The organism is Pseudomonas sp. DSP3-2-3 (assembly GCF_049898225.1).
Taxonomy (GTDB): Bacteria; Pseudomonadota; Gammaproteobacteria; order Pseudomonadales; family Pseudomonadaceae; genus Aquipseudomonas.
The window spans coordinates 118,934-135,395 of sequence record NZ_JAFCXH010000017.1 but is presented as its reverse complement, the minus strand read 5'-3'; the positions used below and the strand labels follow the sequence as shown (position 1 = coordinate 135,395).

The window sequence follows — 16,462 nt, the reverse complement described above, 5'->3', positions numbered from 1 at the left end:
TTGCTGACTGGGCTCGTACCAGTCAGCCAATCTTGGTCCTGGTCGACACCTCGCAAAAGGTAGTCCACCGAATCGAAGTGCACGCGAGCATTTCCGGCGCCAGCGGATACATGATTAATCCCTTGATTAGTCCCGGCACATCTAAAATTTGTGTAACTAATCATCCACGAATTACAGAAGCGCGGCCTCTACAGAGCCCAGCCGCAAAGTGGTACCTTCAGACCCAGGCTGTCGGAGGATGGCGGCAGTCATTTACCCGATTCGGCTTATGGAGACTCGCTCCGCCTCGGTAACAACCTATAGCCCGAAGGCGACTGCTTATGAGTTATCAAAATGTGCCGAACGATCGACAATAACATCATGGATCATAGGTAGCCCCATCGCTGCCGTATAAAACTATACAGCGAGCGCGCAAGAAAAGCCCGGAACGTTGGTCAGGCCAGACGCGGAACAGGGAGCCGATAGGAGCGGTGATGCTGAATCCGGATCGGGAGCAGCAGGACGAGAAAAGAGCGGCATAGTTGAACGGTTGACGCGACAACTACCTTGAAAAACGCCGGTCATAGGGTCAATGGAGTGTTCCGCTTAAGCCTAGCTTTTAAGTGTTGTCACGTCCCAGTGGCTCAATTTTTAAAGTGTGATTTGAGTGGAGGCTGTTTTGTAATTAGATAATAGACTGATTGCAAATCGCGTGATCATCTTTGTTTATCCTCGGTCGTAAGTTAATGAAGTATGGCTTGTGAAAGAATCGCGGGTCTTACATCCGCATCTATAAAAGCTCAAAGAGCTATGAAGGAGTGAAAATGACACGCATTACGCCAAAGCGTTTGACCGCCACTCACTGGGGCAATTACTTCGTTCATAGTGATGAAAACGGCGCGATCATCGTTGACCCAGTTCCCAATGATTCTGAACCCTCTCCAATCGGCCAGTCTCTGGCCTCTACCCAGGATTCAAACTGCCGTATCTCGCAACCTATGGTACGTAAGGGGTATTACGAAAATCGAAGAGCCAGCGACACTCAGCAACGGGGGAAAGAACCGTTTATTGCTGTGAGTTGGGATGAGGCGCTAAGCCTGGTAGCTGAAGCTATACAAGCTGCAAAGGACACGAAGGGTAATAATTCCATCTATGGTGGATCCTACGGTTGGGCAAGCGCCGGCCGATTCCATCATGCGCAGAGCCAGGTCCACCGTTTTCTCCGATGCTGTGGCGGTTACACAGATTCTGTTGACACCTATTCGTACGCGGCAGCTGAGGTTCTCATACCTCATATTCTTGGCTTGAACGCTTTCCAAGCAGGCATGGAGGTCTCCACTACTGAGGAAGTAGCTGCACACTGCAAACGCATTGTGTATTTCGGCGGTGCTGCGACCCGTAATATGCAGGTGAATCCAGGAGGTACCGGCCAACATGACGCACGCTCACACTTCAATGCTATTGCCGAAGCAGGCATTGACGTCGTAAACGTTAGCCCTATCAGAGACGACGTTGCCGGCAACCTGAACTCTCGCTGGATTCAGTGCCGTCCTAACAGTGACGTAGCCATCATGCTCGGCCTGACACACACACTGATCCAAGAAGGCCTGGTCGATCGGGCGTTCGTGGACAAATACTGCGTGGGCTTCGACATTTTCTCTGACTATGTGATGGGTGTAGGTGACGGTCAGCCCAAGGACGCAGAGTGGGCCCAAGGCAAGTCAGAAATTGACGCGGAAGAGATACGCAAATTGGCACGCCTGATGGCGGCTGAGCGCTGCATGATCGGTCTTTCATTTTCCGTCCAGCGGGCCGAGCACGGCGAGCAAACTTATTGGGCTGGGATCGCGCTAGCGTCAGCGCTCGGATACATCGGCCTACTTGGCGGCGGTGTTGTCATGGGAGCGGGCGTGAGCAAAATGAGCACCATGCAGCGCCGTATTATTCCTTTCTCTGTAGGGTCGCTTCCACAGGGGAAAAATGCTGTGTCGGATTACATCCCCTTGGCACGTGTAACTGACATGCTTGAGAATCCGGGCGGTGCATTTACGTATAACGGGTTGAATCTCACCTACCCGGATATTGATTTGGTTTACTGGGTTGGAGGTAATCCGTTCCACCATCACCAAGATATCAACCGTCTCCGCAAAGCTTGGACCTACCCCAAAACCATCGTCACCCATGAAATCAATTGGACCACTACGGCTCGCTTGGCTGACATCGTTCTCCCATCTACGTCACATCTGGAAAGAGAAGACTTCGCTGGCGGTAGCATGGACAACTGGCTCACACCGATGCGCCAGTCGCTTAAGCCTTACCTTGATGCTCGTAATGACTACGATATTTTCTCAGGCATCGCGGAAAAATTAGGCATCAAAGAACAGTTCACAGAAGGTCGCGACGCAGCTCAATGGGTCAAACATTTGTACGGCGTCACTCAGCAGAATGCCAAAGCTGTCGGCATCACATTGCCTAGCTTCGAAGAGTTCAATGACGGCCCACCGATAGATCTGCGCCCGATGTTCTCGGATAGCAAACAGACTCTTGAGCGCTTTCGCGATGACCCGGTAGGCAATCCACTGAATACGCCGTCAGGGAAAATTGAGATATTCTCAGAAACTATTGCGGGCTTCGGTTACGAGGACTGCGTTGGGCATCCGGCGTGGTACGAAAAAGTCGAATATCTCGGAAGCCCTTTAGCAAAAACGTTCCCTTACCATCTGTTATCAAACCAACCTGCTACGCGACTCCACAGTCAGTTTGACCATGGCATCACGAGCCAACTTTCAAAAATCCAAGACCGTGAACCAATTCGCTTAAATCCGGAAGACGCGAAAGAAATTGGAGTCGTAGATGGCGATATCGTGCGCGTCTTCAATAATCGTGGATCCTTCCTCGCAGGCGTGATCTTGTCCGACGCGTTAAGACGAAACGTTTTGCAGATCGCTACGGGGGCTTGGTACGACATGCTGGATGTCCACGATCCTATGAGTCTTGAAATTCACGGTAATCCTAATGCCGTTACCAATGACGTAGGGACGTCATCGTTAGCTCAAGGGCCATCAGCAAACAGCTGCCTTGTGGACATAGAAAAAAACACAGGGGAGCTGCCTCCGCTGACTGTGTTTACGCCCCCTGAGATCCAATACAAATAATTGGCGAAAGCTCAGGGTTGTAAGCAAAGGGTGATGAGTGTAGGTATGGTGAGCCTGCACTCAGTTCCCACCAAAACTAAGAATCTGTGCGACTTCGGTCTAGAGCGTTATCGGTGGGTACGGTGAAGGGCATCGAGTGATGGTGATGCTTTCGGGTTCCTATCAGTTTGCTGAGTTGCTTGTCCTTCATTCCCGAAGGGCTCATGCGGAGGGCGCTTAGACCGTAGCCTGAAGCTTGGCTGATCTTAAAAATATGCTCACACATTCCTCTCTTATTCCCACGGTCGACCTCCTTCGGAGGCCGTTGATCACCAGCGTTTCTACAACAGGTCTGCTTGCTGACCAGTTTGCACGAGAGCTGCGGGACCTTCGAATTTCGGTAACGGACCGGTGTAATTTTAGATGTGTTTACTGCATGCCCAAAAAAGCCTTCGGTAGGGATCACGCATTTCTAAAACAAAGCTCTCTCCTATCTTTTGAGGAAATTGAGCGAGTGGCTCGGGTGTTCGTGAGGCTCGGCGTGGAGAAAATTCGACTTACTGGAGGGGAGCCTTTGCTCAGGAAAAACCTTGAGTATTTGATTGAGCGTTTAGCCTCCTTAACCACTCCCAAAGGTGAGCAACTCGACATTACCCTCACCACCAATGGTTCTCTTCTCGCGCCGAAAGCGCGGGCTTTAAAAGACGCAGGATTATCAAGAGTCACCGTAAGCCTCGACGCCCTAAATGATTCACTTTTTAAGAAGATGAACGACGTCGGCTTTTCTGTGACGGATGTCTTGAAAGGGATTGATGCAGCTCACGCAGTTGGGCTGTCACCAATAAAAATCAACATGGTGGTAAAGTGCGGGACCAATGATAAGGAAATCCTACCGATGGCTACGCATTTCAAAGGATCAGGGATAGTGCTGCGCTTCATCGAATACATGGATGTGGGTACATCGAATCAATGGAAGATGGATGAAGTGATGCCCTCAGACGATGTCGTCCAGGTCATCAGCGCTCAGTTCCCACTACGCCAACTCGATTCGGAACGCAGCGGTGATACCTCCCAACGTTGGGGCTATCTCGATGGCAGCGGTGAGATTGGAGTCATCTCCAGCGTGACTCATGCATTTTGTGGCGAGTGTAACCGCGCTCGTTTATCAGCCGAGGGTCGACTCTACTCCTGCCTGTTTTCTGGGCACGGCCACGACCTTCGAACGCTGATTAGGAACGGGTGGAGTGATGACAGCATCTACACGACAGTCGCGAGTATCTGGGAAGGGCGTACCGATCGGTATTCAGAGCTAAGAGGCAACGTTGATCAAATTGCAGGCGCCGCCGGTGTGGCGAAAGTAGAAATGTCATACATCGGCGGATGAGATAACAGGATTCGCGGCTTATCTGCGCTGGACTGCAATGGGGTCAATACCAGTAGAAAATGGACTTGCCCCTACAAAACCGGACACCAACTCCCCGCTAAATTGATGCAGCTGCCAAGCGCCTGAATTCCCTCGGTGAGCGATAGTTCAAGGCGCTGTGCGGATGCTGCTCGTTGTAGTGTTCGAAGGCAATTGCCAGGTTACGTAACGCCGTTTCTTGATCCGGCTTGGGCATGTGCGCCACGTAGTCACGCTTGATCGTCTTCACGAAACTCTCGGCCATACCATTGCTCTGCGGGCTGCGTACCGGGGTGGTCACCGGCTGCAAACCGATCTGTCGAGCAAATAGGCGCGTCTGTTCGGCGGTATAGGCTGAGCCGTTGTCGCTTAGCCATTGCACCGGAGTGGCGGGCAGTTGATCACCGAAGCGCTTTTCCACGCTTTCCAGCATCAAGTCGCGGATATCATCGCCGCTGTATCCCGTTGGACTTGCAACCCAGCCGATGGCCTCACGATCACAGCAGTCCAGGGCGAAGGTCACGCTCAGTTTGGCGCCGTCCTCGCAGCGGAACTCAAAACCGTCCGAGCACCAACGTGTATCGCTGGTTTGCACCGCAATACGGCCTTCGTGCCGACGCGGCACGCCGGGCTGTTTGATCCGGCGCTCCAGCAGCAAGTTGTGATCACGCATGACCCGGCAAACCCGCTTCACGTTGATCGCGGGTAGCAACTGGGTTTCACGTTCGCGACGCAGTAATCCCCAGACACGACGGTAGCCATAGCTGGGCAGTTCGCTGACCTGTTGCTGGATTTCAACTACCAACTCAGCATCGTTCACGGGCCTGCTTCGCCGAACTTTGGGCGATACCGATTGCTTGATTCGAACCGTTAATTGCGAGCGCGCCACACCGAGACATTCGCTGACCAGCTTCACTGGTCGTCCCCCGGCAACAAGGGTGAGTGCGCAATCCATTTTCGCGACCGGGCAATCTCCATGGCCTCTTTGAGGATTTCTGCTTCCATCGTTTTTTTGCCCAGCATCCGTTGCAGTTCACGGATCTGCTTGAACGCATCGCTCAGTTCGGACGCAGGCACCACCGCTTCACCGGCACTGACCGCCGACAGGCTGCCGTCCTGATACAGCTTGCGCCACAGGAACAGCTGGTTGGCATTGATGCCGTTGCGCCGAGCCACCACCGAAACGCTTTGCCCTGGCTCAAGACTCTCGCGAACCATGGCCAGTTTTTGCTCTGGGCTCCAGCGGCGCCGCCGCTCCTGGCCCAAAAGCTCCCCACTCTTATCGTTGCTATTAGTCATAAACATAACCGTTTGCCTATCCCTTATCGTAAGGGGGAAACGGTGTCCTGTCTTTCATGGGGCTCGTTCAAGAGGTCATTGGCCTGTTCGAGTGATTACCCTTTGAGTAATAGGTGTTCGACAGTCACAATGACAGTGTTTGGTTTATGGGGGTGTATGTGGGTGGTGCCGAGACGCTGGTACAAGTCCTGTCGCCTGAATTTGCAGGCTCGTTGTCCGAAGGCTTAGAAGCTTTGCGAGACGCGCACGGCGAAGGTGTAACCTTCAGGTCGGTTTCGCGCATCGAACTCCTTGTATATGTGTGCCGAGATGGGTGGTAGTCCTGGCTTGAAGTAGGCAACAGCGGGGCCGATGGCCAGTGCTCCAGAACGGTTTCCGGTTGTTAGATTGGGAGCGTCATCGTCGCTAACTTGACGGTAATAGAAGCCTCCCAACCCGACTGTCCATGGGCCCACATGCTGCCCTGCGGCGAACTCGTGGCGGTACTCGACGCCATTTTTGTAGTCAGTGGCTTTATTGCGGGTGCTGAAATCGACTTGAAAACTAGATGAAACCTCGAAGCCGCTATCGGTGATGTAGGTGGCATTGAGTGAGGGTGAGTATGTCCAGTGGTTAAGGCCAGGCGAGACCAGACGATTCTTGTCGTAATCGCCGGTTGGGGCGGTGATGCCCAGGGATGTGTTTACGAACAAGTTAGGCGACAAGTTCCATTGAAGTATTAATGGAACGAAGACCGCATCAGACATTCGAAATGGATCGGCTTCGAGCTTCATTGGGCCGCCCGGAGTCTGCACGTTGACTTCAGCGTCCATCTTGAACAATGGAAGCACGACACCAAATCCGTAGTTGGCACCAAACAGGGTATTTTCGGTCATCCGCACATAGAAGGGCGCGATGCTCAGTAGATCGAGAGAGAAGTCGTTGTCGGAGCGGTTGCCGTGGCTATCCTTTAGAGTCCTGGCGGAGTAATAGCCAGTTCGTACTCCTATCGTTCCATTCGCGGTCGGCGGCGGGGTCATACCGGCCCCAAAATCATAAACACCGAAGGTAGTGGTCGGGCTTCCATTCTCGGTTGCCTCTGCTGATGTCCATGCACCCAGTAGGCTGAATGTCAGTGCCACGAAGTGTCTTGCGCGGTTATTGGTCTTGTTGTTCAAGGGATGTCCTCATTCGGGTCGGCGAAGTGAGGACATGATGTTGTGCTGCTATTTTTTATTATATCCGATTTCAGCACAGATTCAGCGTCGCAAGGTTTTCGATGGGCGTTCGCCGAACATGGAGTGGTAATCGACGGAGAAGCGCCCAATATGCCAGAAGCCCCAGCGCTCTGCGACAATCTGTATCGCCTGTGTCGTACTGCTTTCTCGAAGCTCGCGACGCACCGAGTTGAGGCGTAGTGCTCGAAGATAAGCGACCGCGTTGATGCCTAAAGCATTCTGGAAGCAATATTGCAACTTTCGTCGGCTTGCACCAATGCTGTTGCAAAGATCAAGGATCGAGAAGGGTTCGTCCAGGTGGCTCATTGCGTACTCACAGGCTCTGTCAACCGTTCGTTTGCGCGCTGTCGGTTTGAGTGAAAGCGTTTCGTCGCTGGTGACCAAGTCGATCAGGTGCATGATCACTGTATCGCTGATGTCGCTGCGAATCGTCTTCTGCTGAAGTTCATTGCCGCTTGGTGATGCCCTTGCCAGTTCAGTAACCAACAATTTTAGCTCGTGCCACGCGAGCGAATCGCCGATCGGGTAACACGTGGGGAAATCGGTAATACGAAAGCTGCTACCTTGACGCTCAAGTGTATGTTGTAGCGATCCCTGATTGATGGCGACCAAGAGGATGTCGACGATCTCCGGGACCTTGAGTTCAGGCATGTTATCGCTATGCGCCACCATCACGCAGGGCTCGGTGATCTGGTGTCCGGAGCAGTACACGTCATCGTGGTTCTTCAGCGTGACGCAGAAGGCAATCGTACCTTCAGCCCCCGCGCCTTTCTTCGTCATGGCCTGATTAGAGCGGTCGCGGACCATCTGAATCTTGTCCGAACGAAACTCGTCGAGTTCACCTTCGAAGCGGCCATGACTCAATTGATCGTAACTAAGGCGCCAGCCACTCAGGTGACTAGCGTGCTCGTCGGGGTCGTGGGTCTGTATGCGGCTCAGGTAAGGTGGCTGTGCACTCGGCGGTTGGGCCAGGAAATCGTTGTTCATGTTTGCAGCGCCATTGGATGATCACTAAATGTGAAGGCAAGTTCTATTCCTCTCCTAGGCGTCTCTCTGAAATTGTGCCGGAAATGGATAGAGCGCCGGATTGGCGTTCAATCAGCTTTGAGGGATGACTCCAGGCAGCTGGCCCCCACCTTTGAAGGGGCGGCCATTGAGTCCCGGGAGTGGTCGAAACTGACCTTGAGCGCCGGTGGATTCTGGAAGATATCCACGCGCGAATCGTCCAATCGGGAAGACTTCTACCAGCAACATTACTTCGGGCTCGCGTACACCTTGAATTTTGGGGACGGTTATGACTCAAGAACGATGTCCGTTACTACAACAATCGCGAGGAGGGGAAGCAACTGTCGGGTGACCTTGATAACCGATCACCGGGCCTTATGACGGCTACGGTGCCGACTTCGATGAGAACCGGCTGATCACGACTTACACATGGAAGTTCTGGTAGGCATAACAGCGTTGGTGATCGAGAGGCGAGTAGTTGTCCGCAACAGAAAGAAAGGGATTACCTCATGAGAGAGATAATCCCTTGCAGGTTGCGGTTTTACTCCTCGCGCTTCACCACCAAGGTCAAAATGTCATAACTGGCAACCAGTTCTCCCAACTGATTGGTGACTTCTACATCCCATGCCACCACCCCTTGAGGAATGCCTTGCGGGCTCTTTTTGCCCTGATCGATTTTGCGTTTGCAGGTCAGGCGCGCCTGAATCGTGTCGCCGATGCCTACCGGAGTGATAAAGCGCAAAGTATCCAGACCGTAATTGGCCAGAACCGGGCCGGGTGCTGGCGACACGAACAGGCCCGCCGCCGCCGACAGCACGAAGTAACCGTGGGCGATGCGTTTGCCGAATTGCGATTCCTTGGCGGCGATGTCATCGAAGTGCATGTAGAAATGATCGCCGGACAGGCAACCGAAGTTCACCAGATCGGCTTCGGTCACGGTGCGACGGTGGGTCAGCAGCGATTCGCCGATCTGCAGGTCCTGGAAGAACCGGCGGAACGGATGCACCTCGGTTTCGATGACCTTGGCGCCCCGCACGTATTCGCCGGTGACCGCCGCCAACATGGTCGGCGAGCCTTGCACCGCCGCGCGTTGCAGGTAGTGTTTCACCGCGCGCAGACCACCGAGTTCTTCACCACCGCCGGCACGACCCGGGCCGCCGTGTTTGAGTTGTGGCAGGGGCGAACCGTGGCCGGTGGATTCGGCGGCGGATTCGCGGTCCAGCACCAGCAAACGGCCGTGCCAAGCAGCTGCCACCGGGATGGCCTTGGCGGCGATCTGCGGATCCTTGGTGATCAAACTGGCCACCAGACTGCCTTTGCCGCGAGCGGCCAGGACCAGTGCTTCGTCCAGATCGTCGTAGGCCATCAGGGTGCTGACCGGGCCGAACGCTTCGATGTCGTGGGCGCCACCTTCGGCGTGAGGGTCGCGGGCCTGCAACAGAGTTGGCGCGAAGAACGCACCCTGGTTGACGTTTTCACCGCGCGGCTCGAAACCGTCGCGGGCGCCGAACAGCATATCGCTGCTTTGCAGCAGGCTTTCCAGGCGTTCGGCGACGTCTTTTTGCTGATCGTGAGAGGCCAGCGCACCCATGCGCACGCCTTCCACCGACGGGTCGCCGACCACGACTTTCTTCAGGCGATCGCGCAAACGGCTGGCGACCGCATCAATGTGTTTGGCCGGCACAATCGCGCGGCGGATGGCGGTGCATTTCTGCCCGGCCTTGGTGGTCATTTCCCGTGCGACTTCCTTGATGAACAGCTCGAACTCTTCGTCGTCCGGGGTCACGTCCGGGGCGAGGATCGCGCAGTTCAGCGAGTCGGCTTCAGCGTTGAACGGCACCGAGTTGCGGATCAGGTTCGGATTGACACGCAGTTTGGCGGCGGTGTCGGCCGAGCCGGTGAAGGTCACCACGTCCTGGCCTTGCAGGCGATCCAGCAAATCACCGGTGCTGCCGATGATCAACTGCAAACTGCCCGTCGGCAGCAAACCGGATTTGTCCATCAGCCGTACCACGGCTTCGGTCAAATAGCTGGTGGCGCTGGCCGGTTTGACGATGCACGGCATGCCGGCGAGAAAGCTCGGTGCAAACTTTTCCAGCATGCCCCAGATCGGGAAGTTGAAGGCGTTGATGTGCACCGCCAGGCCGCCGCGGGGCACCAGAATATGCGTGCCGGCGAAGGTGCCCAGTTTGCTCAGCGGCATGGCCGGGCCTTCGTGGACGATGTTGCCCGACGGCAATTCGCGCGAGCCGAGGCTGGCGTAGGTGAACAGCGTGCTGTTGCCGCCTTCGATGTCGATCCAACTGTCGGCGCGGGTCGAGCCGCTGTGGTGCGAGATGGCGTAGAGCTGTTCCTTGCGTTCGCTCAGGTACAAGGCCAGGGCCTTGAGACGTTGCGCCCGTTGCTGGAAGTCCAGCGCCATCAGGCCGCTGACGCCTTGGCGACGACCGTGCTCGACGGCTTCGGCGAAGTCCGGACGCTCTTCATGGGTGCGTGCAATTTCATGGCCATCGATGGCGCTGCGCAGCACCTGAGCGCCGTGTTGGCCGATCCAGCGACCGGCGATGAAACTTTGCAGGGTAGGGGCGTGAGGCATCACGATTCCTCCAGGTTGTGAAAGGTGTTGACGCGGTTGCGACCGCGCCCTTCAGGGATTACCAAAGCGCCACGGTGTAACCGACAATCAGCCGGTTTTCATCGATGGCGGTACTCAAGCCATTGCCGGAACGGAAGGTCACGTTGCGCCAGCGAAGGCTGACGTCCTTGAACACGCCGCTCTGGATGACGTAACTGATGTCAGTGTCGCGTTCCCGCTCGCGGCCGTTGTCGACGCTGCCGGATTTAACGTGGCGACCGTCGGTGTAGCGGGTCATGAAGGTCAGGCCGGGGATGCCTTGCGCCGCGAAGTCATAGTCGTAACGCAGCTGCCAGGAGTCCTCGTCAGCGCGGGTGTAGGTGTTGTAGGTCACCAGGTTGACCACGTAGGGATCGCCGCCGTTGAGGAACGGAAAGGCGCTGTCGCCGGACAACTGCTGGTACGTGGCACTGACTTTGTGGGCACCGTGGGACACGGTGAACATGCTGTTGAAGTTGCGGTTGTCGATACGTCCGGCCCGCTCGGCGCCATCCCCTCGGCTGTCGAAATAGCGCAGGTCGCTGCGCAGGTTGAAACCGTTGCCCAGCGGCTGGGTATGCACCAGCCCGACGAACTGTTGGCGATAAATCTGATCGAGCTTGCCGTAGTAGTAGCTCAGGTTCAGCTGCGGGCTGAAGGCGTAGCTGCCGCCGGCAAAGTCGAAGTGATCGCTGCTGGCGGCGCCGTAGCCGATGTCATCGTTGCTGGAGGAGTCCCGCAGGTTGGCCTTGGTCAGGCGCCCGGCATTGACCGTCAGGCCACTGATTTCCTGGATGGTCAGCAAGCCACCCTCGAAGGTCGAACCCAGCAGGCGGGTGTCGTTGTAGGTCGCCACCGGCAGCAAGGGTTGCAGGGTGCCAAGCTTGAACACGCTTTTGGATGCGCGCAGCTTGCCGGTCAGCCCCAGTTGACTGAACTCGTCAGCCGGCTCATGGCTGTTCGGGCCAAAGGGCAGCAGCCCGGTGCCACGACGATCCGGGCTGGAGTCGAGTTTCAGTCCCAGCTCCCCAAGCGCGTCGAGACCGAAGCCGAAGGCGCCGTCGGTGAACCCGGACTCGATGCGCGCGGTGAATCCCTGTGCCCATTCCTCGGCCTTGGATTGCGGCGCGTTGTCCTGACGGAAATCGCGATTGATGTAGTGGTTGCGCATTTCAATACGGGCCTTGCTGTCGTCGATGAAGTCGGCCATGGCGCTGGGTGCAACCATGGGCAGACTCAATACGGCGGCGAGCGAAAACAGTGATTCGTAGGATGCGGTACGCGCGGGCTTCATTATTTTTATTCCCAGCCATCAGATCGATCGTTGTTTAGTGTTTGCTGGCGCCGGAAGCACCGATGCCGGTCATCGAGCGGATGAACTGCGCCAGATAACGGCCACGCTCAAGGGCCGCACGGGGTGAGGTGTCGGTGACGGAAAACACCCAGGCACTAAAGAAGGCCAGGCTCATGGAGAACAGTGCCGGGTTGGAGTAGGGGAACAGCGCCTTGTCGTGATGAAGCACGTTGACCCACACCGCCGGGCTCAGCACCAGCAGGACAATCGCCGAGATCAGCCCCGCCAGACTGCCGGTCACCGCGCCGCGGGTGGTCAGGCCTTTCCAGTACATCGAGAGAAACAGCACTGGGAAATTCACCGAGGCGGCGATGGCCAGCACCAGACCGGACAGGAACGCGATGTTCTGCGACTCGAACAACAGGCCGAGAATGATTGCCAGGACACCGATGCACAGCGTGGCAATGCGCGAGACACGAATTTCCTGCTGTTCGCTGGCCTGGCCCTTGCGCATCACGCAGGCATACAAATCGTGAGACACCGCTGACGCGCCGGACAACGCCAACCCGGCAACCACTGCGAGGATGGTGGCGAAGGCGACCGCCGAGATGAAACCGAGGAACAGGTTGCCGCCCACGGCCTGGGCCAGGTGCACGGCGATCATGTTGCCGCCGCCGATGATCGCGCCGTTGGCATCACGGAACGCTGGATCGGTGCCGACCATGACGATCGCACCGAAGCCGACAATGATCAGTAGCAAGTAGAAATAACCGATAAATCCGGTGGCGTAGAACACGCTTTTACGCGCTTCCTTGGCATCGCTGACGGTGAAGAAACGCATCAGGATATGCGGCAGGCCTGCGGTGCCGAACATCATGCCCAGACCCAGCGAGATCGCATCGATCGGGTTCGACAGCAAACCGCCGGGCGCCATGATTGCGTTGCCCTTGGCGTGCACGGCAGTGGCTCCGGCGAACATCGCTTCGGTGCTGAAACCGAAATGCTTGAGCACCATGAATGCCATGAACGTAGTGCCGAACAGCAGCATCACGGCCTTGATGATCTGCACCCACGTGGTGGCGAGCATGCCGCCGAAGGTCACGTAGAACACCATCAACACGCCGACCAGCATGACCGCGTAGAGGTAATCGATGCCGAACAACAATTCGATCAGCTTGCCGGCGCCGACCATCTGAGCCACCAGGTACATCAGGGCCACGGTCAAGGTGCCGAAGGCCGAGGTCAGGCGTACCGGGGTTTGTTCCAGGCGATAGGATACCACGTCGGCAAAGGTGTATTTACCGAGGTTGCGCAAGCGTTCGGCAATGAGGAACAGAATGATCGGCCAGCCCGCCAACACTCCCAGGGCGTAGAGCAAGCCGTCATAGCCATTGAGGAACATCATCGCCGAGATGCCCAGAAAGGACGCCGCGGAGATCATGTCGCCGGCAATCGCCAGACCGTTCTGAAAACCGGTCATGCCACCGCCCGCGGTGTAGAAATCGCTGGCGGAGCGAGTACGCAGCGCAGCCCAACGCGTCACACCGAGGGTGAACAGCACGAACACCAGGAACATGCCGATTGCGTTCCAGTTCAATGGGCGGGACGCGCCGTCGGCCGCTGCCGCAAAGTCAGCGACAAAGGCCAGAGGCAGCAGGAATAACGCCAGAAGCCGGCTCATCGGGCGCACTCCTGTTTGAGCTTTTCGTTGAGCGGATCGATCACGTTGTTGGCGCGATAAACGTAGAAACCGGTCAGTGCGAACGCCATTACCACGATCACCACACCCACCAACATGCCCACGGTGGTCACCCCGCCACTGAGGGATTGGCCGAGGGTGGCGGGGGAGAACGCCACCAGTAAGACGAAGCCGAAATAGATCACCAGCATGATCAGCGACAGCGACCAATACAGGTTCTGTTTGCGGCGTACCAACTGGATGAAATCGGGGTTCTGGCGGATGAGTTCTACGTCTTTGGGTGTCATGGCGCGCTCTCTGTTGTTGTTTTTGTTGTGGGGTGAAGCGGGTTTACGGTTTCACGCTGAAAGAAGGTCCTGCGGCGCTTATCGCGCGCAAGCCACGCTCCCACAGGTACAGCGCAGATCCTGTGGGTGGGGATTAATTAGAGCTGATCGAAATCCAGCACCACCTTGTCGCTCACCGGAAACGCCTGGCACGACAGCACATAGCCGGCGGCCACTTCGTAATCTTCCAGAGCATGGTTGCTGTCCATTTCCACTTCGCCTTCGATGACCTTGCATTTGCAGGTCGAGCACACGCCGGCCTTGCACGAGTAAGGCAGTTCGGCGCCTTGGGCGTTGCCGGCGTCGAGGATGCTCTGACTGTTGCGTGGCAGGTCGAAGGCCAGGGCGCGGCCGTCGCTGATGACGGTGATCTGGCTGACGGCGGCATCAACCTGCCGAGCCGCCTCGCGGGCCTCACGTTTTTGCTGGCTGCCGACGGCAGCAAACAGTTCGAAATGAATGCGCTCAGGCGGCATGCCTTTGGCTTTCAGGCTGTCGCGCACGGTTTCGGTCATCTCCTGCGGGCCGCAGATGAAGGCCGCGTCGAGGGTTTTGACGTCGAGCCAGCGAGAGAACAGTTGCTCGCATTTCTCGGCGTTGATTCGGCCGTTGTACAGGTCGACATCCTGCTGCTCGCGGCTGAACACGAAGATCAGGTTCAGACGCTGCAAGTAACGGTTTTTCAGGTCTTCGAGCTGTTCGCGGAACAGCGCGCCGGAACTTGAACGGTTGCCATACAGCAGCGTGACGCGGCTGTGCGGTTCGGTTTGCAGGGTGGTCTTGATGATCGACAGGATCGGCGTGATGCCGCTGCCCGCTGCGACCGCCAGGTAATGACCGTGGCGAGCCGGATCGAGTTCGACATGAAAGTGACCGGCCGGCGGCATCACTTCCAGGCTGTGCCCAACCTTCAACTGCTCATTGGCGAATGCGGAAAACCGCCCACCGGCCACACGCTTGATGGCGACGCGCAGTTCGTCGTCGTTGACCCCGGTGCAAATCGAATAGGAACGGCGCACTTCTTCGCCGTCCATCTGGGTGCGCATCACCAGGTGTTGGCCTTGGGTGAAGTGAAAACTGTCTTGCAAGTGCTGCGGAATCTCGAAGGCGATGGACACCGCGTCACGGGTCTCTGCGCGCACATCCTTGATGGTCAGGCTGTGAAATTTACTCATTTTTATTCTCCAGCTGGGACGGCCGATTGCCGCTCAGATGCACTTGAAATAGTCGAACGGTTCCCGACAGTCGCAGCAGCGGTACAGTGCCTTGCACGCGGTGGAGCCAAACTCGCTGAGCACTTCGGTATGTGCGCTGCCGCATTGCGGACAGACGATCACCGGGCTTTCGCCGAGCAGGCTGCGCTTGCTGGTGCTGCCGTTTGGCGGCGCAATACCGTAGGCGCGCAGACGTTCGCGACCGCTGTCAGTGATCCAGTCGGTGGTCCAGGCCGGGGTCAATTTGCGTTCCAGTTGCGGCGCTTTGAACCCGGCGAGTTCCAGCGCCTCGCGGATATCGCTTTCGATCACTTCGGTGGCGGGGCAACCGGAGTAAGTCGGTGTGACCACCACGTGCAGATGTCCGGCCTGCCAGTCGAGATCGCGAACGATGCCGAGGTCGACCACGCTGACCACCGGCACTTCCGGGTCCATGACCTCCGCCAAAATCGCCCACGCGGCGGCCAGGTCGGTCGGTTGAGCCGGCCGGGCGCCGAGGTCGCTGGCGATCAGCTCACCAGGTTGCATCGGGGTACGCTCGTGGCAGGAACTGCATTTCGGCCAGCAGGATGCCCAGGTGTTCGGTGTGCAGGCCCTTGCGCGCATTCAGGTAGAAATAGCTGGGTGCGACCGGCACGGGCAGGGTGGCGCTGGCAAAAATCTCGCTGACCTTGGCTTGCCAGGCTGCGGCGACTTGCGCGGCGTCCGGGGTGATGCCGGCTGCGCACAGGCGTTGTTCGCTGTCGTCAGCACTGGTTAGCTCGACCGTGAAACGCCAGACCTCAGGGATGGCCGCGAGCATGCGCTTATGGCTTTCCTCGGTGCCGTCACCCAGACGCTCGACCCATTCGCCGGAGCGGCGCAGGTGGTAGGTGACTTCCTTCACGGCTTTGGCGGCGATCCCGGCAATGCGCTCGTCGCTGGACTGGCTCAGGCCGCTGAGTACTTGCAGGTGCCAAGCGTCGTAGAGGAACTGTTTGAGGATGGTCACCGCATAATCGCCGTTGGGTTGTTCCACCAGCAGCAGGTTGCGATAGGCACGCTCATCACGACGGAACGCCAGGTGATCGGCGTCGCGACCGTCGTTCAGCAATTCGGCGGCGTATTCCAGCCAGTTGCGTGCCTGGCCCACCAGGTCGAGGCCGACGTTCATCAGCGCCAGTTCTTCTTCCAGTGCCGGGGCCTTGCCGCACCATTGGCACAGGCGCTGGCCCTGGATCAGGGCGCTGTCGCCGAGGCGCAGCAGGTATTCGATCAGATCAGTGTTGTTGTTCATGGT

At 57.0% G+C, this 16,462-nt stretch carries 13 protein-coding genes and 1 pseudogene; 4 read left to right on the top strand and 10 right to left on the bottom strand.

Translation table 11 applies throughout. From position 1 onward, the window contains the following. Positions 1-32 precede the first annotated feature (32 nt). The 3 genes and pseudogenes from ACP7E4_RS19805 to moaA all read left to right on the top strand — a co-directional run. Positions 33-303: pseudogene (locus ACP7E4_RS19805) on the top strand (LLM class flavin-dependent oxidoreductase); the annotation flags it as partial. 500 nt (positions 304-803) lie between these two features. After that, a complete protein-coding gene (locus ACP7E4_RS19800; RefSeq protein WP_426117230.1) occupies positions 804-3,134 on the top strand; it encodes a molybdopterin-dependent oxidoreductase in 2,331 nt (776 codons plus the stop codon). Between the two features lie 253 nt (positions 3,135-3,387). Next, a complete protein-coding gene (moaA, locus tag ACP7E4_RS19795; protein ID WP_426117254.1) occupies positions 3,388-4,497 on the top strand; it encodes a GTP 3',8-cyclase MoaA in 1,110 nt (369 codons plus the stop codon). 97 nt (positions 4,498-4,594) lie between these two features. Here moaA and ACP7E4_RS19790 read toward each other — a convergent pair. The 3 genes from ACP7E4_RS19790 to ACP7E4_RS19780 form a co-directional block, all read right to left on the bottom strand. Then, a protein-coding gene (locus ACP7E4_RS19790; protein WP_426117228.1) for an IS3 family transposase occupies positions 4,595-5,814 on the bottom strand; the annotation gives its coding sequence in 2 pieces (ribosomal slippage) (positions 4,595-5,469 and positions 5,469-5,814; 1,221 coding nt in all). A 224-nt stretch (positions 5,815-6,038) separates the two neighbouring features. Continuing rightward, entirely contained in the window at positions 6,039-6,971 is a 933-nt protein-coding gene (locus ACP7E4_RS19785; protein ID WP_426117226.1) for a SphA family protein, read from the bottom strand. An 81-nt stretch (positions 6,972-7,052) separates the two neighbouring features. After that, entirely contained in the window at positions 7,053-8,018 is a 966-nt protein-coding gene (locus tag ACP7E4_RS19780; RefSeq protein WP_426117224.1) for a helix-turn-helix domain-containing protein, read from the bottom strand. Positions 8,019-8,048: 30 nt separating this feature from the next. Here ACP7E4_RS19780 and ACP7E4_RS19775 point away from each other — a divergent pair, with 30 nt between their 5' ends. Continuing rightward, the gene (locus ACP7E4_RS19775; protein WP_426117222.1) at positions 8,049-8,417 is read left to right on the top strand and encodes an OprD family outer membrane porin; all 369 of its coding nucleotides are present in this window, start codon (positions 8,049-8,051) and stop codon (positions 8,415-8,417) included. Between the two features lie 160 nt (positions 8,418-8,577). Here ACP7E4_RS19775 and paaZ read toward each other — a convergent pair whose 3' ends face one another. The 7 genes from paaZ to paaC all read right to left on the bottom strand — a co-directional run bounded on the left by paaZ (position 8,578) and on the right by paaC (position 16,459). Then, entirely contained in the window at positions 8,578-10,632 is a 2,055-nt protein-coding gene (paaZ, locus tag ACP7E4_RS19770; protein ID WP_426117220.1) for a phenylacetic acid degradation bifunctional protein PaaZ, read from the bottom strand. 58 nt (positions 10,633-10,690) lie between these two features. Next, complete coding sequence (locus ACP7E4_RS19765) at positions 10,691-11,944, bottom strand: OprD family porin (protein WP_426117218.1); 1,254 nt, start codon at positions 11,942-11,944, stop codon at positions 10,691-10,693. 34 nt (positions 11,945-11,978) lie between these two features. Then, positions 11,979-13,625: a cation acetate symporter gene (locus ACP7E4_RS19760; RefSeq protein WP_426117216.1), complete on the bottom strand. Its 1,647-nt coding sequence runs from the start codon at positions 13,623-13,625 to the stop codon at positions 11,979-11,981. Next, positions 13,622-13,930, bottom strand: a complete 309-nt coding sequence (locus ACP7E4_RS19755) for a DUF485 domain-containing protein (RefSeq protein ID WP_426117214.1) — start codon at positions 13,928-13,930, stop codon at positions 13,622-13,624. Before ACP7E4_RS19755 ends, ACP7E4_RS19760 begins: the two co-directional genes overlap by 4 nt. A 137-nt stretch (positions 13,931-14,067) precedes the next feature. Continuing rightward, positions 14,068-15,144 (bottom strand): 1,2-phenylacetyl-CoA epoxidase subunit PaaE, encoded by a 1,077-nt coding sequence (gene paaE / locus ACP7E4_RS19750; protein ID WP_426117212.1) that lies wholly within the window; start codon positions 15,142-15,144, stop codon positions 14,068-14,070. 33 nt (positions 15,145-15,177) lie between these two features. Beyond that, a complete protein-coding gene (paaD, locus tag ACP7E4_RS19745) occupies positions 15,178-15,711 on the bottom strand; it encodes a 1,2-phenylacetyl-CoA epoxidase subunit PaaD (protein WP_426117210.1) in 534 nt (177 codons plus the stop codon). Further along, positions 15,698-16,459, bottom strand: a complete 762-nt coding sequence (gene paaC, locus ACP7E4_RS19740; RefSeq protein WP_426117208.1) for a 1,2-phenylacetyl-CoA epoxidase subunit PaaC — start codon at positions 16,457-16,459, stop codon at positions 15,698-15,700. Before paaC ends, paaD begins: the two co-directional genes overlap by 14 nt. Between the last annotated feature and the right edge of the window lie 3 nt (positions 16,460-16,462).